The 24769-nt window shown below is 39.3% G+C and carries 19 protein-coding genes; 6 read left to right on the top strand and 13 right to left on the bottom strand.

Annotated features, from left to right (window positions below):
- Positions 1 to 19: 19 nt before the first annotated feature.
- The 13 genes from FDK13_RS08955 to FDK13_RS36580 all read right to left on the bottom strand — a co-directional run bounded on the left by FDK13_RS08955 (position 20) and on the right by FDK13_RS36580 (position 17890).
- Positions 20 to 1045, bottom strand: a complete 1026-nt coding sequence (locus tag FDK13_RS08955; protein ID WP_137339630.1) for a hypothetical protein — start codon at positions 1043 to 1045, stop codon at positions 20 to 22.
- A gap of 2 nt (positions 1046 to 1047) precedes the next feature.
- Positions 1048 to 3735, bottom strand: a complete 2688-nt coding sequence (locus FDK13_RS08950; RefSeq protein ID WP_137339629.1) for a hypothetical protein — start codon at positions 3733 to 3735, stop codon at positions 1048 to 1050.
- A 95-nt stretch (positions 3736 to 3830) separates the two neighbouring features.
- Positions 3831 to 4574: a glycosyltransferase family 2 protein gene (locus FDK13_RS08945; protein WP_137339628.1), complete on the bottom strand. Its 744-nt coding sequence runs from the start codon at positions 4572 to 4574 to the stop codon at positions 3831 to 3833.
- 76 nt (positions 4575 to 4650) lie between these two features.
- Entirely contained in the window at positions 4651 to 5754 is a 1104-nt protein-coding gene (locus tag FDK13_RS08940; RefSeq protein ID WP_137339627.1) for an acyltransferase family protein, read from the bottom strand.
- A gap of 2 nt (positions 5755 to 5756) precedes the next feature.
- Positions 5757 to 7451 carry a hypothetical protein gene (locus tag FDK13_RS08935; protein WP_137339626.1) on the bottom strand — a complete coding sequence of 565 codons (1695 nt, stop codon included), beginning with the start codon at positions 7449 to 7451 and terminating at the stop codon, positions 5757 to 5759.
- Entirely contained in the window at positions 7448 to 8368 is a 921-nt protein-coding gene (locus tag FDK13_RS08930; protein ID WP_137339625.1) for a transketolase family protein, read from the bottom strand. The genes FDK13_RS08935 and FDK13_RS08930 overlap by 4 nt, the downstream gene beginning before the upstream one ends.
- Complete coding sequence (locus tag FDK13_RS08925; RefSeq protein ID WP_137339624.1) at positions 8365 to 10359, bottom strand: NAD-dependent epimerase/dehydratase family protein; 1995 nt, start codon at positions 10357 to 10359, stop codon at positions 8365 to 8367. Before FDK13_RS08925 ends, FDK13_RS08930 begins: the two co-directional genes overlap by 4 nt.
- Positions 10352 to 11179: a transketolase gene (locus tag FDK13_RS08920; RefSeq protein WP_137339623.1), complete on the bottom strand. Its 828-nt coding sequence runs from the start codon at positions 11177 to 11179 to the stop codon at positions 10352 to 10354. The genes FDK13_RS08925 and FDK13_RS08920 overlap by 8 nt, the downstream gene beginning before the upstream one ends.
- 130 nt (positions 11180 to 11309) lie before the next feature.
- A complete protein-coding gene (locus tag FDK13_RS08915; protein ID WP_137339622.1) occupies positions 11310 to 13166 on the bottom strand; it encodes a glycosyltransferase family 39 protein in 1857 nt (618 codons plus the stop codon).
- Between the two features lie 59 nt (positions 13167 to 13225).
- The gene (locus tag FDK13_RS08910; protein WP_229215971.1) at positions 13226 to 15283 is read right to left on the bottom strand and encodes an OmpA family protein; all 2058 of its coding nucleotides are present in this window, start codon (positions 15281 to 15283) and stop codon (positions 13226 to 13228) included.
- 159 nt (positions 15284 to 15442) lie between these two features.
- Positions 15443 to 16720: an apiosidase-like domain-containing protein gene (locus FDK13_RS08905; protein ID WP_137339621.1), complete on the bottom strand. Its 1278-nt coding sequence runs from the start codon at positions 16718 to 16720 to the stop codon at positions 15443 to 15445.
- Positions 16721 to 16803: 83 nt separating this feature from the next.
- A complete protein-coding gene (rpe, locus tag FDK13_RS08900; protein WP_137339620.1) occupies positions 16804 to 17451 on the bottom strand; it encodes a ribulose-phosphate 3-epimerase in 648 nt (215 codons plus the stop codon).
- 97 nt (positions 17452 to 17548) lie between these two features.
- Entirely contained in the window at positions 17549 to 17890 is a 342-nt protein-coding gene (locus FDK13_RS36580; RefSeq protein WP_374756091.1) for a Uma2 family endonuclease, read from the bottom strand.
- Positions 17891 to 18253: 363 nt separating this feature from the next.
- On the opposite strand from FDK13_RS36580, the gene ligA reads away from it, so the two are divergent.
- From ligA to FDK13_RS08865, 6 genes are all read left to right on the top strand, one after another.
- Complete coding sequence (ligA, locus tag FDK13_RS08890) at positions 18254 to 20341, top strand: NAD-dependent DNA ligase LigA (protein ID WP_137339619.1); 2088 nt, start codon at positions 18254 to 18256, stop codon at positions 20339 to 20341.
- Between the two features lie 62 nt (positions 20342 to 20403).
- Positions 20404 to 21294 (top strand): 4-hydroxy-tetrahydrodipicolinate synthase, encoded by an 891-nt coding sequence (dapA, locus tag FDK13_RS08885; RefSeq protein WP_137339618.1) that lies wholly within the window; start codon positions 20404 to 20406, stop codon positions 21292 to 21294.
- A 417-nt stretch (positions 21295 to 21711) separates the two neighbouring features.
- The gene (locus FDK13_RS08880; RefSeq protein WP_137339617.1) at positions 21712 to 22776 is read left to right on the top strand and encodes an aminotransferase class V-fold PLP-dependent enzyme; all 1065 of its coding nucleotides are present in this window, start codon (positions 21712 to 21714) and stop codon (positions 22774 to 22776) included.
- 79 nt (positions 22777 to 22855) lie between these two features.
- Positions 22856 to 23557, top strand: coding sequence for an NUDIX hydrolase (locus tag FDK13_RS08875; RefSeq protein WP_170982752.1), 702 nt, complete (start codon positions 22856 to 22858; stop codon positions 23555 to 23557).
- Between the two features lie 93 nt (positions 23558 to 23650).
- Positions 23651 to 24220, top strand: coding sequence for a MarC family protein (locus FDK13_RS08870; protein ID WP_137339615.1), 570 nt, complete (start codon positions 23651 to 23653; stop codon positions 24218 to 24220).
- Between the two features lie 61 nt (positions 24221 to 24281).
- Positions 24282 to 24749, top strand: coding sequence for a pyrophosphohydrolase domain-containing protein (locus FDK13_RS08865; protein ID WP_137339614.1), 468 nt, complete (start codon positions 24282 to 24284; stop codon positions 24747 to 24749).
- Positions 24750 to 24769 lie beyond the last annotated feature (20 nt).

The following is a 24769-nucleotide window of genomic DNA, read 5'->3' as shown; positions in this document are numbered from 1 at the left end:
ACAAAAGGTAACACAGGAATTAAATATCTTCCTGTGCTACCTTTTTTATAAGGGCATTCGTTTTGTGCAGCCAAATATCCTGAGCCCGGCAAGTCCAGTGAGAATCACCTCTGAGATACGCTTTTTCTTTCATTTTCCTGAAATCAGGCAGCACATCAATGTAAGGAATATCAAGTTTTGGATTGGAATAAACTCGACTGATCAGTTTATTATAATTACCATATTCCGGCATTAAGACAGATACTTTGTTTGGAATAACAGATAATATGACGTGATCAAAGCCTAGTTTCTGAGCCAGTATTTTACTTTTAGAAACATTGCTGACAATAGAATCAACTTCTGAATCTTCCAGATCTGTAAAAGATGAAGTGATAGCAGGCGTGTCCGTATCAAGGTAATAAACCACGTTTTTGTCGTTGTTTACCAAAGTGACTTTTTTATCAGCTCTGTGAAATAAGTGGTATGTAAATGCCGCTTTCATTTCTTTTAATTTCAACAAAATGTCATTTTGAAGAAAGACAGCATCCAGTCTTCCTTCGGTTCCGTCTGAGGAAAATGCAAGGTCAAGTTTATTCATAAAAGATGGTTCCGGTCCTTTTAACACATAAGTTTCGGAATCAGGAACCAGATTATGAACGGGCGAAATCATCTTTTCGCGAAAATGTCTTTCAACGCTTTCCAGCAAAAGAATATTGATTGCAGAAGTGTCCGTTTTCAGATGCAGAATATTATCCCAATGCACATATTGATATTGATCTACTGCAAAATCTTCTTTTTCAATACGTTCCTTTTCCGTGAAACTATCACCGATAATGTACAAATGAATTTTTTTTGAGCCATTATTTTTCTCAACAAAAATCTGCTTTGGACATTTTTTAACAGGGTCTTTAAACTGTGGTAAATTGGATAAACGATACAAATCGCCAAAACGATAACCGTCTTTGGTAAGATTCCATTCATCCAGTTTTGTTTTTAATGCAGGACTCAATCCGACAAGCCAGACAAAGGAAAAAAGTATTAAGAAGATGTATTTCAAATATTTCATAATTAACGCAGCTTAATCGACCAAACCTGTACTTTCTTTTCGGAGCGGCTGAAAATCAGTAATTTGTAATAGGATGGCAGATAGGTTAACTGTACATTCATTTCGGAAGGGATCGGTTTGTCGCCTAAACGTTTTCCGGTCATATCAAATATTGTCGTGTAATTTCCTGATCGGATCGTTATAAAACGATTGTCAACACCAAAAAAATGATACTGGATATTAGAGTTTGGCAACAGATTTTTGATCTCAAAAAGCTCTTTTCCTTCTTTGGTCAGGAATGCTGCTTTGTTGGTAGAAGTCCTGGCCAGAATCCAGTCCAGAGAATTTCTGTCAAACAAAGTTTTAAACTGGCAGGAAGGTTCGGGACGTAATAACTGTGTTTGTGAAGTTATTTTCCCATCCATACTGATCCGTGTCAAAGCTCCGTAAACACTTATTCCGACAAGTTCCGACTGGCCGGTTTCAGGATTTTGCGTCCAGGTAAACGGACTTTCCGCACGTGCCAGAATATCGGCAGGAAATCCGTCTTTTATGGCACCTGTGGTTTTTAAAAGATAGATTTTTCCGTTTCTCTGAGTTACAATATAATTCCGGTTTCCAATTTGATTCAGTGCCACAACCGGTCCCTGAATATTATCAAAATGCGTCGACCGGTTCAGTTTACGGATTGCCTTTGTAACACTTTCCCAAATGTAAAGTTCTCCGGAAGCATCTGTCATGATAAACCGGTTACTGCCATCTTCTCCGCCATCAATCATGTTAAGCGCTGTAATTCTGGCAGCAGAAGGTAACGCTTTGGAAAAACTGGTAATTACGTGTGTCGAATCATCTTCATCAATGGCGTAAACTGCACTCGAAGTGGCAAAAATCTTTTGCTGCCGGCCGATATTCAGGAAATCAACTTTGTAAGCAGAGGTAACAATCGGGCCGTTCAATTTTGTTATTGTCTCCGTTTTCCCTGTTTTCAAATTATTAACCCGGAGCAGATTATTGTCTTTGTCGGTAAGTAAAACTTCCGAACTTCCGTCAATTGGATTTTGCAGAGCGGTTAAAGATGAATCATACAAAACAGGCCATTCTATATCAATATTCAGGAAAGTGCGATTGAGAACTTTATTGGCCGTCTGCCTTTTCTTTGGATTCAGGGTAATTTCAGGATAAGCGTCCCCACCATCGTAACGGCATTGAAGAATAACAGATTCGATTTTGGAAGTCAGATCCGTATATGATTTCGTGTCGGAACCTTCGCCACGGGATTGGGCTTTTCTCAAATTTACGACCAATGAAAGTTGGGCATCTGATTTGCTGCTTGTTAAAACACTGTCATATTCAGCCGACTGCTTCCAGGTCAGCTGATTTTCGTAATCAACAATATAGTTTTGGAGTACCTGAGAGTTGTTGCTCATCACAAGGTAAGGCGCGACATACGTGATATAAGTACGCGGAAATCCGGAAAACATTGGGCCGTAAATACCTGCCGGCAATTCAGGAATGGCAATGGAATAAATATCATATCCCTGAAACTGATCCGTAGAAACATTGGATTCAGGTGTCGAAAGCCTTGCCAGTTTTTTTAGAACAGGCCGTAATTTATCATAGTTTGAAAACTCGGCAAGTATTATTTTTCCGTCACTGATACTGTTATTTTCTTCAAGCTGACAAAGAATAAGCTCAGAACCCATATTGTCCAGAAGCAAATTACTTTCATTTCCGATATGATAAACAAGCTTTTCCCATGCTTCGGATTTTAGCTTCTTATGCCATTTCAAAAACTGGTTCTGAAAATCAGGTTTGTCTTTTACGCCAAAGCGATAAAAATAGGATGTTTGCTGAGAGATATGTTTATGACCTTTAAAAGGTGATCCCTTACTATTTTTCAACCAGTCAGTAATGTAATAATCCGGCGAATCCGTACCGGCAGAAATCATCTGAAGTTTATTTTCGCTTCCGGTGTTTTCAATATGAAAATCCTGGTAGTTAGGAAATACCTTTGCAAATTCTGCAAAATTACTGCTCTGGTTGTTACTGGGAATGATAGATCTCCAGGCCTCATTTTTCAAGTACAAACTGGTTCCGTAATTGGAATCATCACTTTTTGAAAAGGTTGATTTTAGATTTGAACTTGGAATGTGCAGCGAAGATGTACGGACTACATCTTCAATCAAATCACCATAGTAACTTAAAATCAGAAAGTTATCCTTGATTACATACGAAAATAATGGACGGGAATGTGTGTCGTTAATATCCGTAATCCTGTTGTCCTGGAAAGTATGATGCATCACCCGGATATTGTCATGATGCGGATTTTCAAGCCATTTGGAGTCTTTTTCTCCCTCAACAGGAATGTACATGATCACACCCCACTCGGTATTAGTGCGTGGGTGATAAGAATAAGAGATATCCTTTCCCTTTAAAAATGTATTTAATTTTTTATGGTCGGGTGAAAGTAAGTTAAGCAGTGATAAATTATCGCTTGCAATGTCGAGTAAAGGAAGCCTTTTCAGATCAAGATTTGCATCCGTGGCCTCGTAAACCGAATCCTGTAAATGCTCACTGGTGATGACAACAACCGCATTGGAAGGAATATATTTCCAGGCCGCCGAAGAACCGCGAAATGATTTGTATAGAAAATATCCTGCCGGAACCAGAATGATAGCCAGCAGGATAGTAATGATTCGTTTTTTCGACACGGGCTTATTGAGTAAGCAGTTTCAGGCAAAAAACTTACAGGAAACTGTGTTATTTTTAAATATAAAAATACTCAGTATGAGCTGTTTCTCTTTCGTTAAGCACGGATCGCTTTCACGTGTTGGTTCAGTTCCAGACGGAAACGTAGCAATTCTTTAAAGCTGCGGATACAAACTTTCCAAAGATTCCATTTTACAATAGAAACTTCTCCGGTTTCGCGGTCTTTATGTGTAATCGGAATATCGAATAATTCCTGACCTGATTTTTTTGCCATCACCGAAAGGAAAATATTCGGTGCAAATGGTTCCGGGTTAGGAAGCTGGTTCATCAATTTTTGAAGAAACGTACCTTTTATCAATCGGAAAGGAATGTTGCTGTCAAGTATATAAGTACCGTAAACAAAAGAAATTGTCCCTCTCAAAAATTTGGTAATGAACAAACGGACCCCGGCATCATGACGAACTTCGCGGTATCCTAAAATAAATTCAGACTGATGTCTTTTCTCCCAAAGCTTGTCAAAATCATCTGAAACAAACTGGTCATCACTGTCTGTCTGGAATACGTATTGAGAATTTAACTCCAACGCTTTGCGATAACCATTTACAACAGCATTGCCGTGACCACCGTTTTTCTGATTCACAACTGTAAGATTGGTTACTTCTTTTTCAAGTTTGTCCAAAAGTACTTTTGTATTATCCTTAGAGCCATCATTGATGACGATCAGTGTGGTATTGTCGTTTGGGAATTTATTTTTCAGGAAACTTGTCCAGTTGTGTACTACTTTTTCGATACAATCTTGTTCATTGTATGCCGGCATTACTATACTAAGAAGGAACGTCATGCAGAAAATTATTTGGTATGTTGATGCAAAATTAAGGAAAAAAGCCTGTATCCGAAAATTGGATATTTTTTATTGACTAAGCGTAACGATCTTTTAGCGAATTAATTGGTTTTTCGAAGAAATACCAGGAGATCGAAGCAACGATCACAGTAAGAAAAGAAAACAGACAAGCTTCGAAAGTTAAATTGCCTTCCAACGAAGGAAAATGCTGGTAAATTTTATGGATTAGCCTGACCGTCGGATGGTTTGGGCCACTGTGATAATGGTTGTAAATAAAATTGTGATACAGATAAATACCATAACTTATTTTGCCCAGATAGACGCTGACAGGGTTTTCAAGGAAATATTTCGTCAAGCCTCCGTAACCAGTAACTGCCCGTCCAATCAGAAAAAAACTAAAAATGGAAGAAACGAGACGATCAAATACAACGTCCACGATGTTGTGGATATCGGCATAACTTTTATTCCAGTATTGCATTAAAATCCAGCCCAAAAGTCCTAGTAAAACCGGCCAGGTCTTGTCAAAAAGTTTCAGGAAAATATCTTTTTTGTAAAGCTGTAACCACGCCATCAATCCGCCCAATGCAAATGAATCCAGACAAGCTGGCATAGTAACGTAGGAAACGCTCCAGTCTTTTCCTGAAAAATAAAAATAAAAACGAAGCAATACACTCGCAATACCCATGACAGCAAGCCAGGGAATCAGATTTTTTTTCGAAACAAAAAATATCAGAAATGGAAAGAACAAATAAACCTGTTCTTCTACCGCAAGCGACCATAAATGATCACACGAACCAAGCCAGGTTTGGTAAATACCGATATAAATATTGGTACCATAAAGAGCCAGCCAGGCGAATTTCTCACGAACCGGCGGAACATTGAGAATAAATAAAATCGCTAATAAAAGATAGTAAATCGGGAAAATCCGGATCGTCCTTCGTATTAAAAATTTACGAATATATTTTTTAAAGCCATCAGGTTCGGTAACATAATGTTCTTTGCTTTTAAGCAAAATTCTTGAAATCAGAAAACCACTTAAAACAAAAAATATCGTTACTCCCAGTTTCCCGTAAGGGATAATATTAACGGCTGAAAAAAAATGGTCAATAAGTACGAGGGCAACTGCTATAAAGCGGATTCCGTCCAGTTGAATGATATGTCCCTTTGCAGTTGCGTGCATGTTTACCAGTTTACTTTTACTTTATCTTGTGTTACGTTATTTACGGAAATCGTGTCGTCTTTAAACAAAATACCTGTTTCATCACCTTGCTGGCGAATGATTGCTACTTTATAATTCCCTTTTTCAAGTGCAGAAAAAGGAATATCAGCATGAAATCCGGGCGCGAAATAATATTGTTTCAGAAATAATTCCTTCCTGTTATTATTACGGCTTCTATGTGTTGGGAAAACATAAAAACGTTTATCCGAACTTAATAAAATATAAATCCCGCTATCCTGAAGACGCTGGCTGGTGAAGCCGGTATTTTTTACTAACAAAGATTTTGATGTTTTTTCAAAGGAAGTTCCTGCGTACAGTTCTGTTAGTGCACTGGAATTTCCAGCATAGGATTGCCTGTCTGCTATGGCAATTAGTGGCAGCCATTTTTCATAGAATATTGGTGTTTTTTCAACAATCCGGGCAGCAAAAGAAGTATCTGCCGGAGCCTTTAAATCTTTATTTGTGTAAGTCCAGTTGAATTGGCTTGTCGTTAAATCCTTGCGCAGATTAAATGCATCAACCAGATGATAGTGATAGCTGAAAACATTAAAGGTTATAGCCAGAAAAACGATTGCAGTAATATATGGAGATAAAAAACTGCCGCGAATTGGAATAACAACGTATAGATATGCAACCATCAAAAGCAACACTGAATATATTTTATAGCGACTGGTAATTAAGAATTCTAATCCAAAACCTGCGCGGCTATAAACTACAATGACGGCAGTTCCTAGTATAAAAAGGATAGTCCCAAGGCAAAATAGGTCTGTTATCTTTTCAAATTTGACAGTATATTTTTTTGTGGAGATTCTAAAAAGGGTGGCCGATGCAATGGAAATCGCAACGAGGAACAAAAATATACCCATGAAAACGCAGGCGCCAAAATGATCTTTTACAGGAATAGATTCTGCAAAACAACCAAGAAAGGCCATATATCCTTTTGCTAACTGGAAAAGTGAAGCCTTGGAAGCAGGATTTGATTCCGGTTTGGTGTAGGTCCAGAAATAAGCCAGAATTCCTGCCAAACTTAAAATACACCAGACAGTTAGACGTTTACGGTCGCCGGAAAGGAAAAGCATGACCGCTCCAACCGGAAAAACCAGCAAGCCATTCCCACTGGTTGAAATGGTCAGAAGCGCCAGAATTAAGGATAAAAAGAACAAAAACGGCTTGGGATGAACACATAAATAAAGTGTCCAAAGCAGTAATGTGATCACGCCAAAGTTCTGGATAGCGGCCATTCCCCAGTACATATTTTCCCAAAAAGCCAACGTAAGCCAGATGAAAGAAATGGGTACAAGTGCGAATAAAGGCTTTTTGTTATTTTTCAGAAGTACATACCAAAGTGGAATTACACCAAGCAATAACAGATTTCCGATTAGCATTAAATGCCGGTAATTCAACTTGCCAAAAGTGGAAAAGTCAAGCCAGGCGAAAAACCGGTCAAGGGCGATTCGGTGTTCGTTGTGCTGTTTGAAAATTGCTTTTAGTTTTCCCTGCCAGGTTCCGGCATGTGCATATTCTACGATAAATGCTTTTAACGCATGGTCATCCCATTTTGGAATATTGATGGCATAGTAATCCCACACATAAAAATAAACTCCTATGGGAATAAAAATGATCAGGCTTACCAGCAGCGTTAAAGCCCCCTTGCTCATGCAGGTATTATTAATTGATGAATATGTGCCGTCAATGAAGCCGGATCTAACTCGGAAAGTTTCTGGTGATATGCCTGGCTTCCGTATAAACGATTAGGATATCCTTCTGCTTTTAAACTTTTGAAGGAGCTCATTCTAACCCCTTTTTCCAAAAGCTGAACTGAAAGTTGCTGTGCAAGTCCCCCTGTTGCGACATGCTCTTCGGCTACAAGAATTGCAGGTGCTTTTTCAATCAAATTGACGATATCGCTCGTAAGTTCCAGTGGAAAATGCAATGCATTAATCACATTCACTTTTGCTGCCAACTCATTCGATTGTGCCAAGGCAGTCATCACGTTATTAGCAATCGGGCCAAGAGCGAAAATTGTAATTTCCGGAGTTTCTCCCTGATGAATTACTTTAAACGAACCGGAAGAATAAGAATTTTCCGGAGCATTTTTTCCAAAACCTAAACGCAGATAAGCAGGACGGGATTCTGAAACGATTTGTCGGATCACAGGATCCACTTCGTCAGCAAAAGCGGGCACCCAGACATTGGCGTTTTGCAAACCACTCAAACAGGCAATATCTTCCAGTGTATGGTGGCTGCTGCCCATAATTCCATAGCCATATCCACCACCATTACCAACCAGGAAAACCGGCAGATTGTGGAAGCAAACATCATTACGGAATTGTTCCAGACAACGATAAACGATGAAAGGAGCTATGCTGTAACAAAAAACTTTATACCCTTTATGTGCAAAACCAGCTGCTACACCAACCATATTTTGTTCGGCAACACCTGCATTAATAAATCTTTTTCCCAGCTTGCCCTGTAAACTTTCCAGTGCCGCATATCCAAGATCACCGGTGATGAAAACGATAGAATCGTCTTCCGTCGCCAGTTGTTCCATGGTGGCTGCAAATTCTTTTCTCATTTTCTTAACTGTTTAACCAATGTCCTGATTTCGTCCGCCGTTTTGTAAGATTTAGAACCTCGTCTGATACGGGTACGAATATATTTTGGCCGTTTTTTTGTCTCTTCGAAAATCTTGGTGATATATTCTCCCAAAAACGAAATTCCCAGAATGGTTAATCCGCCGAAGAATACGATCAGTACAATAACTGTACTAATGCCTTGCGGCGTATCCCGGAAGAAAAATAGTTTCGCCAGAATTTGCCAGATAATTCCCAGAATGGACAATCCTGTCAAAGTAAATCCGGCGTAACTCATCAATTCCAAGGGAGCGAAACTGAATGAGAAAATTGCTTTTTTCGCCCACCAGATATTTTTTGTCCAATTGTTTGTTGAGACTCCGAACATACGTTCCGGTCTTACATAAGGAACTCCCGTTTGTTTAAATCCAACCCAGGCGCGCAATCCTCGAAGGAATTGTTCTGTTTCCGGTAAATCGACCAGTTCTTTAACCACTTTTCTGTCGATCATGGAAAAATCACCTGCGTCACGGGGAATCGGAATGTAACTTAGACTCTGGAAAATTTTGTAAAATGTTTTATAGAAAAAGTGAATATGTGGTTTCATTTCACGCTGCACACGCACACCGTAAACCACATCGTTTCCTTCCATCCATTTTTCATAAAACGCCGGAATAATTTCCGGTGGATCCTGTAAATCTCCATCCATCAAAACCACACAATCACCGGTCGCAATTTCCATCCCGCTCAAAAAGGCAGACTGAGAACCGAAATTTCGGGAGTGACTGATACCAACAACATTCGGATCTTTATCACAAATTTTGTTAATCACTTCTTCCTGATTATCAGGTGAGCTGTCGTTAACAAAAATGATTTCATAACGTACTTTTAAGTCATTACAGGTTTTTACGATTCGTTCATACATGAATGGAATCGCCTGTGCATCTTTATAACAAGCAATAATTGCCGTGATGACCGGGTTTAATTTAGGATTCAGGAAAGCCGGGAGGATCGAATCTTCATATTTTAAAGCATCCTGCCAGTTTTTTGTTTTTGCCAATCCATCTTCCAATGAAGTTTTTGCTTTCCAGCCAAAATCGGCTTCAAAAGCATCCGGATCACCATACCATTCTGCCAAGTCCCATTTCCGGTTTGACATACTTCCCCATTTTGGTTCTTGTGCGATACCAAAAGTTTTACGGGAAGTTTCAACAAGATCACCAATTGTCGTTTTTCTACCTGTCGCAATGTTATAGGATCTTCCGGCAGTTTCGCTCGTTATTTTAAGCGCTGCATCTAAAAATGCCTCGACGCAGTCTTCAATAAAAACAAAATCACGACTGATATCAGGGGAAACCAGCGAAGGAAGTTCGCCGTTTCTGACACTTTCAATCAGTTTTGGAATAAGTCTGTCGGGTTCTTCCCAATAACCGTAAATAGAATAAAGACGAAGATTCAGGGTTTTTAAATCAAGAACTTTTGCATAATATTCAAGCAAATAAGCCGCAGAAACTTTTGAAACTGCGTAATGGCTGTTTGGCTCAACGCGGTCCGTTTCTTTCGGTGCTGTACAGTTAAAACCATACTCGGAACTACTTCCTGCATGAATGTAAACTGTTTCTTTCGAGCAATTTTGAAGAATATTAGCCGTACCTATAACATTCGTTTCATAGGTAAGATTTACACTGCTTTGCTTACTGTAAGCACCATAAGCGGCAAGATTGAAAAGCGTTTGCGGTTTATATTTTTCAAAAACTTCACGGACAGAATTGTCCGAAAGGATATCGCAGTGAATAATATTTTCAAACGGAACATTTAATAATTTTAACCGCCATGCTTTGGTTGCGTCGTGGGTCAGCGCATAACAATCCTTTCTGATTTTGAAAATATCATTAAAAAGATTTGCACCGATAAAACCACTGGCTCCAAATACGAAAATCGGTCCTTTAAGTTGTTCTATTTTATCGCGGTAATGCGGTAAAGAATCAAGCATTGGTAAGTTCATTAATATAGCGTTCCGTTACTTCCAGACTGGCCTGTCGATATTGTTCTTCACTCATCGGCAGATAATGCCACTCCATTTTATTTTCCATATAAGACACACCTTTTCCTTTTACCGTATTGGCGATAATCGCTTTTGGGAGTCCGTTTTTATGGGTTTTTAATTCTTGTATTGTTTGATGAATGGCATAAATATCGTGACCGTCAACTTCTACCGTTTCAAATCCGATGGCGCGCCATTTTTCAGGAGCAGCCGTTTCTCCTAACACTTTATCTGTAAAACCGAAACCCTGGATTCCGTTTTTGTCAACAAACATAAAAAGGTTATCCAGTTGATTCGCAATCGCATAATGCGCTGCTTCCCAGGTTGTTCCTTCATTCGTTTCTCCATCAGAAAGCAAGGCAAAAGCATAACTATCTTTATCACTCACTTTGGCTGCATGTGCAATTCCGGTAGCAATTGGCAAGCCGTGTCCTAACGAACCTGTTGCGAAAGGAATTCCTTTGTATTGACGTGGAGCAGGGTGGGCGGGAAGTGTTGTTCCGTCCTGATAAAAGGTAGAAAGTTCTTCATCAGAAATTTCACCAAGCACATTCAGACAGGCGTAAAGTGCTGCTGCGGCGTGCCCTTTTGATAAAATAAAAGTATCTTCTTCGGATTTATTTAAAAACAGAATGGCGATCATCAGGTCAATGCAGCTTAATGAGCAGCCGATATGCCCGGCGTTTGCCTGATGATAAAGTCCAAGGATTTTCAGCCGTAATTCACCGCTGATTTGCCTTGGTTCATTTATTATTTCATTTACTGTCATGGCAGTTTGAATGTCGATGTTTGCGATGAAATCAAATACAAAGTAACGAGCAAAATTGTATTATTATGTGTGCAATATACAAAATCTTATTTGACGGTTTTGCCCGGAGAAGTCACTTCTATTATTCTGATTAATATCGAATCCCCTTTAAGTTGATGATTTCCAGCGTATCTTTTTGAATTTTTCGTTTAATTAATATTTTGTCGACTTGTGTTGTATCCATCGCCTGAATATAATTTAAACTTTTTGGGAGATACAAATTAGTAAGCTGGGCGTCCCGTATCGAATAGGCCAGAAAAGAGCGATCCATTTCTGATAAAATTTCGAGTTTAAATGCCGGATATAAAATGGTATCGCCCTTTTGATACTCTTTTTTAATTTTTTGTGCAGCCGCATAATAAGGATTTGGAACGCGTGCCTCAGCAAACTGGCCATATTTTACAGACCGATCCTGATAGAATTCCTGTAATCTCTGTCCTACAAAATAAAATTGAATGGTAAGGAAGAAGAAAATTAGTATTCGGTATTCGGCTGACAATGTTGAAAAGTATTGCAGCAACAGGCTGATCAATATAATAACATAAGGAAATGAAAACCCGGAATATCTTTGCTGCAATCCACTTGTGTGGCCACTGTTAATTGCCATTACGATCAAAAACAAAGTAGGAACGAGTGCCATCATATATAGCAGTATCAATCTTCTGCGCTGCAAACTGTCCGCATCTTTGTATATATCATATAAAAATGACGATGCAAAAATGACCACAGAAAGTACACAGAACTGGAATTTGTTGCTTGTATAAACCAGAGCACTCAAAAGAACGATAATGTAGGGAATTCTTGGTGCGATAAATTCGTGAATTCTGAATTTGTCCTTATAACGGTACCAGACAATCAGTAAAATCCCTACAAGTATAGAAATCAAGGCATTCCGTTTCCCGACAAGCGAATCGGCCATTCCATTTGTAAAGATTACCAGATCGGAAAAAATAGACAGCGATTTGTTAAGAATGTTTGGAAAGGTAGCCGGATAGACGCCGAATGGATTATTCCCCGGATTGGTTTCTGCATATCTTCTATATTCATCGGCCTGGTGATTGAGCGAGTAAAAAGTGTACTTTCCGCCACCATAAAGCAGCCACCATGTTACCCCGGATAAAGCAGCAACGGCAGAAAAGGCCATTTTTACCCAGCCGCTGACTGATCTTAAAAACAGAAGTGCATAAAGGGCATGAACCAAAAGAACGGCAATGACCAGGAAGTTACTCAACAAGCCAAGTCCTGCTGCCAGAATGTAGCCGATGTACAACCAAACTGTATTTCTTTGTCCGGGACGTATTTCAATGATCTGTAAAAACAGATAGGTTGCAAGAAGTGTCAGGAAAAAAGTAAGGGAATAATTTCTTGCCTGATGACTGTATGCGATAAAAAAAGGTTCGATCGCTACAATCCCTGCTGCAATCAATCCGGTGTTCATGGAAAAGAAACGCTTTCCAAAAAGATAGGTCAGGCCGATAATAAAAACACTAAAAACAACTGAAAATAACCTTGCTGAAAAATCGGATATACCTGTGACTTCCAGCCAGAAATGTAAAAGCAGATAATAAAAAGACCCATTTCCTATGTCACTGCGTGTCATCGCTTCGAAATAGTCGGCTGTCGTTTTGGGTGCCCAGAACTCAGAAGATGTAAAAGTCCGGGGATAAAAAGTTTCGTTGTATGTGAACGAGCGTAAAACAGCCGGAGGATGATATTTAGTTGTTGGCAACTGCCATATTGGCGAAGGTGATAATTTTCTTGTTGAAAAAACTTCCTTCTGATTTGCACCTTCCAGTACAATTCCCTGGCTTACAACCATCGTACTTTTTTCATCAAAAAAGATACTGTAAGAGTCCAGATGATAAAGTCTGAGCGCGATACCGATGATGAGAATAACGGCAAGTGTAATCCAGGTTTGTAAACTTTCCTTCTTGTATGTGTGCACCATGTTTGATTGTCGGAAGTTAAAGCCGCGAAATTAAGGAAATTTCCTATGATTAGGCGCTTTTACATTTTTAGTATAGTGAACTCAACACGGCGGTTTTTCTGGCGGGTTGCTTCTGTGAGGTTACTGGCAATCGGTTTTGCCGGTCCCCACGCTTTGGTTTGAATCCGTGAAGCACCTATCCCTTTGGTTACCAGATACTTTTTGACCTCCAAAACCCGATCCTCCGAAAGTTTTACGTTTTTCCTTACATCGCCTTGATTATCCGTATGTCCTTCCAGTAATATTTCCATTTCCGGATATTCATTCATAATACCTATTATCCGGTCAAGTTCCTGAAAAGAAGTTGCCGTTATATTCGCGCTGCTTTGGGTAAACATGTTGTTCGCCAATCGGATCTGTTGTCCAGGCTTGACCGGCTGCAAATACAAATTTTTACGGATTGTTCTGAAACCGGTTTCATCAACCAGATCAATATCTTCGGTTGTGGAAAAATAATCTTTCTGGCTTGCTGTAATGACGTACGCTTCTTTTAAAGGTAAAATCAGTTTGAACTCTCCGGTTTCGCCTTCAAAGGTAGTCTTGCTAAATGTTTCCCCTGTTTTAAGAATTTTCGCTGTTATTTCCGCTTTGACCGGAGTTGTTGTTTCAAATTCAAAAACTGAACCTGTTACCGTAGCAATCGGATCTGGTTTGATGGACGGTGTAAGTCTGATCCTGAAAATATCTTCTCTTCCCAAAGTGTTGTCCGCAGAGCTGAAATATCCATAATCTCCGGCAGCAGGAATGTTAAAATAAGAATCGTGTTTGGCCGTATTAATGTTTGGACCAAGATTTTCAGGTTTAGACCAATTCAACCAGGTATCATCCAAACGATGCGAAAGAAATACATCACCACCGCCATAACCACTTCTTCCAGAAGAAGTAAAGTATAGTGTTTTATTGTCCAATCCTAAAAAAGGTGAATTTTCATCACTGGCGCTGTTTAAAACGGAACCCATATGTTTCGGCTCCGACCAGCTTTCATCTTCTTTGATAAACGATACGTACAGATCCTTTTTACCTTCTGTATCCTTACGCTGCACGGACATAACAAGTACATTTCCATGCGGAGAAATCGCAAATTCAGACGCCTCGTTTTCGTTATACAGATTCTGGATTTTAATTTCTTTGGGAAAACTCCATCCGTTTTTGGTATAAAACGATTTTGATAATCCATAAACCAAACCGCCACCGGGCAAATAAACATTAATCAGATAAATGGTTTTTCCATCGGCTGAAACACCGATAATCGCGTTATCACCACTGGTATTTACAGGTGGTCCCAAGTTCACCGCTTCTGTCCAGTTATTATTTTTATCTAATGTTGAAACCCAGGCATCTTGTTTAGAAGGAGAACCGGTATTTCCGTCATAATCAGCACGGGTGAAATATAATGTCCTTCCGTCCGCCGAAATGATTGGATTAATTTCCTGTCCTTTGCTATTGATCGCTTTTCCTAAGTTTTCCTTTTTCTCATCTTTTAATGATGATGGAGCGACATTAATAATCGCTTCAATTGGTTCTGTTCCGGAAGAAATACCGATCGCATCAATTTGATTGAAACCAGCCACTTTGGATGGATCAAGAATGACTTTAACGGAGGTGGCAATAAGGTTTTCTTGTTTGGAGAATACATGAAGCATTCTGCCTTTTACAGGAATTGGGGCTGCTTTTTCATCATAAAGTAGAAATTCCTTACCTGCGTCATTGTAAGCATAAACGCGTGTAACTGCGCCAGGATTAAAATTTTCGGCAATAGCGATCTGTTTTAAAGCGATAGGTTGTTTAAATCCAACCTTGATCCATTCTTCATTTCGCCCGTCAGGCATGGCGGATTGCCAGGCGCATGGACTGTATCCGAAATCAGGCAATTTATTAGGCTCGTCCAGGATCTGTTTGGAGCGAAATCCCTGGCCGGAATCATTATTTCTGTATTCTGAGGAGTATCCAAGTATTTTATCTGCCCAAAGTACCTGCTGAGCGAATAGTTTTCCGCTAAACAATAGGATAAGGGTAACATAAAAATTCAATTTTCTTCTCAAAAGGCTCATTCGGGGTGCACTTGCTTGTTGTATCATTCGATTCTATTGAGAAAATAATTGTACCGGACTGACGTGCACAGTTATTTTCTCAATAGTATTTTTTCTAATTCAATTTGGGAGTCAATATTATAATAATAAAAGCGAATGACAAAAGTTTAATACTCTAAGGTACATTATCATTAACAACAGTCAAGTTTAGTTTTTTGAACCCACCAGTAAAATCCAGTCCCATTCCGGTTGTGGGTCTGGTGGTTCGATGGTTGCTAATTCCTTTCGTTTCAAAGTCCCGCCAGACCATCTTCTTCCTGTACGCGGACTATACCAAACGGCATGAAATTCCTCGCCGGTAAGCTGGGATAAATCAATTCCAAAAGATCGGAAAGTTGGAATATACATCATTACCATACGTTTGTTCGTCAAGGCAGAAACTGAAATCTCTGTGCTTTGCGTAGTATCCTGAACCATTTTCAGGGAAGCCGCAGGTTCCAGATAATCCCAGGGAAGTCCTTTGAGTATTTTGACAAGATATTTCATGTATTCCCCTCCGTCCTTGGTAATATTCGTTTTCCAGGTCGGATTGAAATTCTTGATCGTACTCATGTGGCAGAATCCGGCAGCAGAATTAAGCAAAGATTCATACGCCTGTTTACGAATTAAGGCCGATTGATCTTTGATCGGAAATTCTGAATTGGCAATCAAAAATGGACTTTTCATTGACTTGCCAATGTTTTTTTGCCACGTTGCCAAAGCTGCATATTCCGAATCTGTAACGGTAGAATCCGGGATAAAAACTTTAAGATCAGTATGATTCTTTTTCAGTGAATCAGGAGGAGAACAGGTAGATAGCGAGGCGACCAGTTTGTTTTCAGAGGTTTTCTTTAAACTTTCCGTAAGCGTTTTTGATAAAAAATCTTTCTGATTTTCGTCTTCATTTACGATCCAGAAAATGTTGTTCAATTTTGAGAAACGTTTGCCTATATATTCTCCAAAAGTACGGCAGGCTTCTTCTCCCTGTGATTCGAAAATGACATTCCAGCTTTGACGGGAAACAACCAGTCCTACGGCTATATTGCGTTCCTTTGCGGCTGAAACCACTTTTTCAAGATAATCAAAATAGACCTTATTCGGATTTGTAATATCATTTTCACCCTGAAAAGGCGTAACCTTCTGGAAATTCCTTTGTGTTGGCAGTGAAGGCAAAACGTGGACTAAAATGGTATTGAACGACTGTCCTTTCCGAATATCCAGATATTGGACGGCTTCCTGATAATCCAGTTTTCTGAGTAATTGCCAGGCCACATCGGCTATTACGAGAAACGGCGTGTCGGTTTGATCTGTAAGATGTTTTCCGTCGGCGCTGACTTTTAAAGGATACTGATAAGTTTGCGGCGGAATGGCTGGTTTGTTCTCTGCGCTGGCTGCTGTTTTGATACTAAAAAGCAAACCCACAGCCAAAAAGGTACGGACAATCATAAGTCCAATGTGCTATTGAACCTCCTGCTGAAATTGGTTTTTGTGAAATAATAATTCATGTAGAGCGGGTTATGGGTTAGACATTAATTTTTTCTTAACTCTGCAATCGTTTCCAGCGGATTTGTCGAATTGAAAACAAAACTTCCCGCCACTAAAACATCAGCTCCGTTTTCAACGAGAAAACGTGCGTTATCATTGTTTACGCCTCCATCAACTTCAATTTTGAAATCCAGTCCAAGCTCTTCGCGCATGCAATTCAGCTTGTAAATCTTTCTGTACGTATTTTCAATAAACTTTTGTCCGCCAAATCCCGGATTGACTGACATGATCAAGACCTGGGAAAGATCCGGCAATATTTCTGATAACATTTCAACCGGAGTATGCGGATTAAGTGCTACACTTGGCAGAACTCCTAACTCCCTGATCAATTGAACGGTACGGTGTAAATGCGGGCACGCTTCATAATGTACCGTTAAAATTGCGGCACCTGCGTCTCTGAATTTTTCAAGATAACGGTCCGGTTGTTCAATCATTAAATGGACGTCAAGCAGCTTGGTTGCATAGCGGTTTATCGCCTCACAAACGGGGAATCCAAACGAAATATTAGGAACAAACATGCCATCCATGATATCCACATGTATGTAATCGGCTTCACTTTCGTTCAACATTTCAACATCACGTTGCAGATTAGCAAAGTCGGCAGCAAGTATGGAAGGGGCAATGAAGGCCATAGAGACAGGTCAGTAATTTATAAATCCGGACGAATTTAAAGAATTTCTGCTGTAAGATGAAAATAATGGGCAAAATGGCTGGAAATGGAGGTTTTGTCTAGCTAAATAAAAAATCAGCCTGGAAATGAAGGCCTGCTAAAATTCTGGATTCGATTACCTGACTGCCACTTGCATTTGAAAATAATTTAAAATATCCATCTTTTAAAAAATAGATTTCAATAGTGTCGTATTCAGGAAGAACGATCCAATATTCTTTCACCCCAAATTTTTCGTAAAGTTGTTTTTTTTCAACTGTGTCAATATGAAAAGTACTTTTTGAAACTATTTCTACCAATAAGTCCGGTGTGCCTCGAATCCAATCGTCAGCGGCAATTTCTGAATTTTCTTGACTGATAAAAATCAGATCGGGTTGAACACGATTTATATTTTCCTCAAAAATAACGTCCAGAGGAGCATAAATACTTCACCTAGATTTCCTTTTTCGACAAAACTCTCAATTATTTTATGAAGTTTTTTTGAAATTTTTTGATGACGGATTCTGGGGCTTGGGGACATAATTTCCTTACCATTAATGATTTGTGTCAAATTCCAGTCTTGAAGTAAGGTTTCATCTTTGTAAATCATAATGAGAAATGTTTTTTACGAAAATACAGAAATCTGATAAGAAAGTGCACTGGTAGCTGTTATTCTTTCAATGCATCAAAAAATATAATAAACACTAAATTTGTGCCAGAATACAAATAGAATGCATTAACATTTCATCAAAAATAATCCATTACCAAGCCGCAAGCCACCAAATATCATGAACCCGGAAGAACGCATTAACGAACTGATCGAACAGATTGACCATTACAATTTTCAATATTATCAGGAAAGCATTTCTGAAATTTCGGATTTCGATTTCGATATTTTATTGAAAGAACTGGCCAAACTTGAAAATGAATTTCCGGATTTTAAACGCAGCGATTCGCCAACCCAGCGGGTAGGAGGGACGGTAACAAAGAATTTTAATGCCGTGTATCACCGCTATCCGATGCTGTCGCTCGATAATACTTACAACGAGCAGGAACTTCGTGATTTTGATGAACGCGTTCGGAAAGGGCTTGATGGAGAGGCTTATGAATATATTTGTGAGCTGAAATTTGATGGTATTTCATTGAGTTTTACATATGAAAATGGCGTTTTGGTAAGAGGCGTAACACGTGGTGATGGTACACGTGGAGATGAAATTACCAATAATGTGAAAACGATCAAATCGCTTCCTTTACGTGTAAAGGCCGATAAAGTACCCCCGATTTTTGAAATCCGCGGCGAAGGTTTTATGCCTTTTCAATCGTTTCAAAAGCTGAATGAAGATATGGAAGCATTGGGTGTGAATCAATATGCTAATCCGCGCAACGCTGCGTCGGGTTCCTTCAAATTACAGGATTCTGCTGAAACAGCCAGACGTGCGCTGGACTGCTATATTTATTCTTTTTTAAGCGATGAGACGATTTTTGCCAGTCATGAAGAAAGTTTACTTGCACTAAAATCATGGGGTTTTAATACTTCGCCGGGTTGGAAAAAAGTGGATAATATTGATGACGTGATCGTGTACATCCATGAATGGGAAGAAAAACGTGCGACGCTTCCGCTTGCAACAGATGGGATTGTGATCAAAATAAATTCCTTTGAACAACAGCGTGAATTAGGTTTCACTGCAAAAAGTCCGCGTTGGGCGATATCATTTAAATATAAAGCAGAGAATAAACCTGCCATTTTGAGATCGGTTAATTTTCAGGTTGGAAGAACAGGAAACGTTACTCCCGTAGCGAATTTATGCGCAGAAAGCGAACGCACCGTTCCTTATAACAAAGTCAAAGGCGTCCATTTGTCTGGCACGTATGTGAAACGTGCAACGCTTCATAATGCCAATGAAATGGAGCGTCTGGATATTCAGTTGGGCGATACTGTTTTTGTTGAAAAAAGCGGAGAAATTATTCCAAAAATAACAGGTGTGGATGTAACAAAACGTGGTTTATTCACAACCGAGCATATTGCTTTTCCAACCAATTGTCCTGAATGCGGTTCCCTTTTGGCCAGAAATGAAGGTGAAGTCGCCTATTATTGCCCAAACGACAGTGCTTGTCCACCTCAATTAAAAGGCCGCATCGAACATTTTATTCACCGTAAAGCCATGAATATTGATAGTCTGGGTGAAGGTAAAATTGAATTACTTTTTGATACCCAACTGGTAAGAACACCGGCAGATTTATACGATCTGACCTATGAAAAATTACTAGGTCTTGAAAAAAATATTGTCAATGAAGAAACCGGGAAATCGAAGAAGATAAGTTTCAGAGAAAAAACGGTCGAAAATATTCTGAAAGGACTTGAACTTTCCAAAGCTGCGCCTTTTAAAAATGTATTATTTGGACTGGGGATTCGCTTTGTAGGTGCGACGGTAGCTGAAAAACTGGCCGCATATTTCAAAAATATTACCGCGCTTCGTTCCGCCACTTATGAAGATTTAGTTAATGTACCCGAAATCGGAGGAAGAATTGCCCAAAGTGTAATTGCCTATTTTTCAGTTCAGGAAAACCAGCTGGTCATGGAGCGTCTGGAAAAGGCAGGTTTGCAAATGACAACGGATGACAAACCTGTTGAAATGGAAAGTAATCTGCTGGAAGGCAAAACGTTTGTAATTTCCGGAGTATTTGCAAATTTTGATCGGGATGAGCTGAAACATAAAATTGAATCTAACGCAGGACGGATTTTAAGTGGTGTTTCAGGAAAGCTAAACTTCCTTTTGGCAGGAGATAATATGGGTCCATCCAAGCTGGAAAAGGCAAGAAAACTGGGGGTTACGATCTTGTCAGAAGAAGAATTTTTAGGAATGATTGAGAAATGATGAAGGAAATTGAGTCAGGTAACTAACTTTGTGTTTTAAAATCAATAATTATATAAGAAATAATGCCATTGGACGAACGTTTCAAAGGAGTCGGAGCAGCGCTGATTACACCCTTTGATGAGCATCAGGAAATTGACTACGCTGGTTTAAGAAAGTTAATCGAATTCGTGTCTGAGGGAGGTGTGGATTATCTGGTCGTGCAGGGCACAACCGGCGAATCGCCTACGATCTCGACAGAGGAAAAAAACGAAATTCTGGCATTTTCAAAGAAGCACAACATAAAGGAACTTCCGATTGTGTATGGCTTGGGCGGAAATGATACCAGAGCAGTTTTGGAAACGATCCGAAAGACGGACCTGACTGGTGTAGACGCGATTTTGTCTGTTTGTCCATATTATAATAAACCAACGCAGGAAGGAATTATCGCGCATTTTACTGCCATTGCTGACGCTTCTCCTGTGCCCGTTTTGCTTTACAATGTTCCTGGCCGCACGGTTATCAACATGAAAGCGGAAACAATACTGAAACTTGCTGAACATCCGAACATTATCGGAATTAAAGATGCAGGCGGAAGTATTGAACAAAGCATGGAACTTGCTGCAAAGGCACCAAAGGATTTTATTTTGCTTTCGGGTGACGATAATCTGGTAACGACGATGGTAAGTGTAGGCTGGCACGGAGTGATTTCTGTGATTGCAAATGCTTTTCCACGTGAATTTACGGATTTGACCTGGCACGCACTGGAAGGGAATTTCAAGGATGCCGCGGCTTTGCAGTTGGCATTTCTGGAATTTGATACCTTGTTATATGTTGAGTCAAATCCGGTTGGTATAAAAAAATGCCTTGAAATTAAAGGTATTTGTGGTTCGGAAGTACGTTTGCCTTTGTTGAAAGCATCAGCGGAATTGGGTGAAAAATTAGAAAAAGCGATGGTTCGGGAAGGGTTTATTTAATTCTTTTTTTAACCGTTCAATTTGTTGACAGGTTTTGTGATTGGTTGAATGTATTATGTCACCCTTTCAGGGTTTTCATCAGGCTCAAATCGATTTTTTTCTATAATAATGTCATCCCTTCGGGATTGTTATTCGGAGGATAAAATGGCAGACATCTTCCGTTTCTAATTTTTGATTACTAACACATAAAATATCATTGGAATGAAAACCCCGACGGGGTGATAGTATTGTAGAAAATTTAGCTGCTATCGACATTTCAAAACCCTGAAAGGGTGACATAAGAAGGTTCTTTATCTAAATAAACAGAATTGATTTTTAATCATCTCTGTTTAATATGATGAAGAACCTGCTTTGTTTAAATTGAGATTTTAAAACATAAATACAATCAAACCGCACGTTTGTTAAAATATTAACCTCATGATTACCTTTTATCCAGGCCCGTCAAAAGTTTATCCAGAAATTGAGCATTATTTATCTGATGCTTATAAAAGTGGAATTTTAAGCGTTAATCATCGCAGTGAGCCTTTTATGAAGATGCTCAAAGAGACGATTGAAACGATGAAACTGAAACTGGAAATTCCGGCGGATTATGAAGTGTATTTTTGCTCGTCAGCTACGGAATGCTGGGAAATTATAGCGCAATCACTGGTTGAAACAAAAAGTCTTCATGTTTTCAACGGCGCATTCGGGGAGAAATGGATGGAATATACCCAGAAGATAAAACCGGCCTCAAGTGGTTTATTTTTTGACTTAAATTCTTTGCCCAAAATAGCTGATATTATTGGATATCAGGATAGCGATGCGATTTGTTTAACGCATAATGAAACGTCAAACGGAACTGCTTTACCGGATTCATTTTTTGAAGAATTAAGAAAACTGACCGAAAAAATTATCACAGTCGATGCGACTTCTTCTATGGCGGGAGTCGTTTTTCCGTGGAAAGAAGCGGATGTCTGGTATGCTTCTGTACAAAAATGTTTTGGTTTGCCGGCTGGATTAAGCGTAATGATAGTTTCTCCGAAAGCTGTTCAACAGGCTGAAAAAATTGGAGAGCGCGATCATTACAACAGTTTGCTTTTTGTTCGTGATAACTTTTTGAAATATCAAACGCCTTATACGCCCAATGCGCTGGGAATTTACCTGGCTGGCCGCGTAATGCAGCAAGTGGAAATGCTTTCAGAAATTTCGGTTCAAATGAAAGACCGGGCAAAAGATTGGTATCAGTTTTTGTCAAAATCCGGCTATAAGGTTCTGGTTGAAAATGAAGAAGTTCGGTCAGATACTGTTATTGCAGTTTCGGGAGAAAAACAACAAATCGCTGCAATAAAAAAAGCGGCTACAGAAAATGGTATTATGCTGGGAAACGGATATGGTTCCTGGAAAGAAACCAGTTTTCGTATCGCCAATTTCCCTGCTATTACTTTGGATGAAATCAATCAGCTAAAAGTTTTCCTGAAAACTTATTCCGAAACTGCCGGATGAGTAGTAATACGGACAAATTGTATTTATTAGTTTAAATGTCTTTTACTCAATTCTCAGAAACACCATCGTGTTAATAGATATGTTGCATCAATACCAGACACAAACAAAGTGTCTGGTGGCCCTCGATTCCATTATTTTTGGATTTGACGGTCATGAATTAAAATTATTACTGGTAAAGCGCGGTATTGAAGATGAGCATCACACCTGGTCTTTAATGGGGGGATGGGTACAGCCCGAGGAAAGTCTGGAACAGGCTTCAAACCGTATTCTTTTTGAATTGACGAGCCTTACCGATATATATCTTGAACAGTTGCATACGTTTGGGAATCCTATGCGTGATCCTGTTGAACGTACGGTTTCTGTTGCTTATTTTGCGCTGATCAACGTTGAAGATTACGATCATAAAATCTCGAAAAACTTTGAAGCTCAGTGGTTTTCCATGCAGGAATTACCGCAATTACTGTTTGATCACAGCGCTATGGTCGAAATGGCGATTGAACATTTACGTTATAAAGCTTCCCAGCATCCGATTGGTTTTGAACTGCTTCCTGAAAAATTTACAATCCCGCAATTACAGAAGTTATACGAAGCGATTTTTGGAGCCGAATTGGATAAAAGAAATTTCAGCAGGAAATTACTATCGACCCATTTACTTGTCAAACTGGATGAAAAGCAAAAAGGATTTTCCAAAAAAGGCGCTTTTTATTACAGGATCAACGAGGAGAAATACAAAAAGCAATTCAATACTTTTTTAAATTTTCTTCCTAATGGTATTGCGTAAACCATATTTATTTCGACAGGCTTCCGACAAAAGGTTTGTGTAAGCAGTCTGTTTTGTTCAACTTTGCGGCTTAATCCTCGAATTGGTGTCGCAATGTTCAATGTCAAAGAAATACTTTCGGTAACGCTGATTCTCTTTTCGGTGATCGATGTGCTGGGTTCAATTCCCATTATTGTTGATTTTCGAAAGAAATTAGGGAAAATTGAATCGGAGAAAGCGACACTTGCCGCAGGAGCAATCATGATCTCTTTTTTGTTTCTGGGAGAAAGGCTTTTAAGTCTTTTTGGCGTGGATGTAGCTTCATTTGCTGTTGCCGGCGCTATTATTTTGTTTCTTTTGGGTTTGGAAATGATTCTTGGGAGAAATATTTTTAAGCACGATAATATCAGTGTGAGTGCCGCATCGATTGTCCCCATCGCTTTCCCGATTATTGCCGGAGCCGGTACGATGACGACCCTTTTAGCTTTACGCACAACCTATGAAATTAATAATATTTTAGTAGGTGTGCTTCTCAATTTGTTTTTCGTTTATCTCGTTTTAAAATCATCCTATTGGATTGAAAGCAAACTGGGACAAGGCGGAACGGATATTCTTCGCAAGGTTTTTGGAATAATCCTGCTGGCGATTGCGATCAAACTTTTCAAAACGAATCTTATTATATAAATCAGAAAGTTGGTTTAACTAACTGATTATTAAATTTTTAATAATAAATACAGGTAATAAAATGCAACAATTAGATAGTCTTAACCAGGTCGCTGAATTTCATACAACATTCAAACATCCGATTCTTGAAACACCAACAATTCCATCCGAAGACCGCAGCCGTTTGCGTGTTGCACTTTTGGCTGAGGAATTGAAAGAGCTGGAAGTGGCGATTCTTGAAAAGGATCTTGTAGAAATTGCAGACGCCCTTTGCGATCTTCAATATGTACTTTCGGGTGCGGTTCTTGAATTTGGATTAGGTAATAAGTTCAGAGAATTGTTTGATGAAGTACAGCGTTCCAATATGTCAAAAGCTTGTATAAGCGTTGAAGAAGCGGAAGCAACTGTGGCACATTACAATGCAAAAGGTACGGAATGTTATTATAAAGAAGACAATGGTAAATACCTTGTTTACCGCACTGCTGACGATAAAACATTGAAAAATATCAATTATTCACCGGCTGATCTGGCTGGAATTATCGCTTCATAAAGAAATTCTAATAGTCATTA

Origin of the sequence: Dyadobacter frigoris, assembly GCF_005280585.1 — a bacterium.
Classification (GTDB): Bacteria; Bacteroidota; Bacteroidia; order Cytophagales; family Spirosomataceae; genus Dyadobacter; species Dyadobacter frigoris.
This window is presented reverse-complemented; position numbering and strand designations above follow the sequence as displayed.

Bases quoted from the DNA above. Each gene is read 5' to 3' on its own strand.
- FDK13_RS08955 (WP_137339630.1), bottom strand. From the start codon at position 1,045: ATGAAATATTTGAAATACATCTTCTTAATACTTTTTTCCTTTGTCTGG.
- FDK13_RS08945 (WP_137339628.1), bottom strand. From the start codon at position 4,574: ATGACGTTCCTTCTTAGTATAGTAATGCCGGCATACAATGAACAAGAT.
- FDK13_RS08940 (WP_137339627.1), bottom strand. From the start codon at position 5,754: ATGCACGCAACTGCAAAGGGACATATCATTCAACTGGACGGAATCCGC.
- FDK13_RS08935 (WP_137339626.1), bottom strand. From the start codon at position 7,451: ATGAGCAAGGGGGCTTTAACGCTGCTGGTAAGCCTGATCATTTTTATT.
- FDK13_RS08930 (WP_137339625.1), bottom strand. From the start codon at position 8,368: ATGAGAAAAGAATTTGCAGCCACCATGGAACAACTGGCGACGGAAGAC.
- FDK13_RS08925 (WP_137339624.1), bottom strand. From the start codon at position 10,359: ATGCTTGATTCTTTACCGCATTACCGCGATAAAATAGAACAACTTAAA.
- FDK13_RS08920 (WP_137339623.1), bottom strand. From the start codon at position 11,179: ATGACAGTAAATGAAATAATAAATGAACCAAGGCAAATCAGCGGTGAA.
- FDK13_RS08915 (WP_137339622.1), bottom strand. From the start codon at position 13,166: ATGGTGCACACATACAAGAAGGAAAGTTTACAAACCTGGATTACACTT.
- FDK13_RS08910 (WP_229215971.1), bottom strand. From the start codon at position 15,283: ATGATACAACAAGCAAGTGCACCCCGAATGAGCCTTTTGAGAAGAAAA.
- FDK13_RS08905 (WP_137339621.1), bottom strand. From the start codon at position 16,720: ATGATTGTCCGTACCTTTTTGGCTGTGGGTTTGCTTTTTAGTATCAAA.
- rpe (WP_137339620.1), bottom strand. From the start codon at position 17,451: ATGGCCTTCATTGCCCCTTCCATACTTGCTGCCGACTTTGCTAATCTG.
- ligA (WP_137339619.1), top strand. From the start codon at position 18,254: ATGAACCCGGAAGAACGCATTAACGAACTGATCGAACAGATTGACCAT.
- dapA (WP_137339618.1), top strand. From the start codon at position 20,404: ATGCCATTGGACGAACGTTTCAAAGGAGTCGGAGCAGCGCTGATTACA.
- FDK13_RS08880 (WP_137339617.1), top strand. From the start codon at position 21,712: ATGATTACCTTTTATCCAGGCCCGTCAAAAGTTTATCCAGAAATTGAG.
- FDK13_RS08875 (WP_170982752.1), top strand. From the start codon at position 22,856: ATGTTGCATCAATACCAGACACAAACAAAGTGTCTGGTGGCCCTCGAT.
- FDK13_RS08870 (WP_137339615.1), top strand. From the start codon at position 23,651: ATGTTCAATGTCAAAGAAATACTTTCGGTAACGCTGATTCTCTTTTCG.
- FDK13_RS08865 (WP_137339614.1), top strand. From the start codon at position 24,282: ATGCAACAATTAGATAGTCTTAACCAGGTCGCTGAATTTCATACAACA.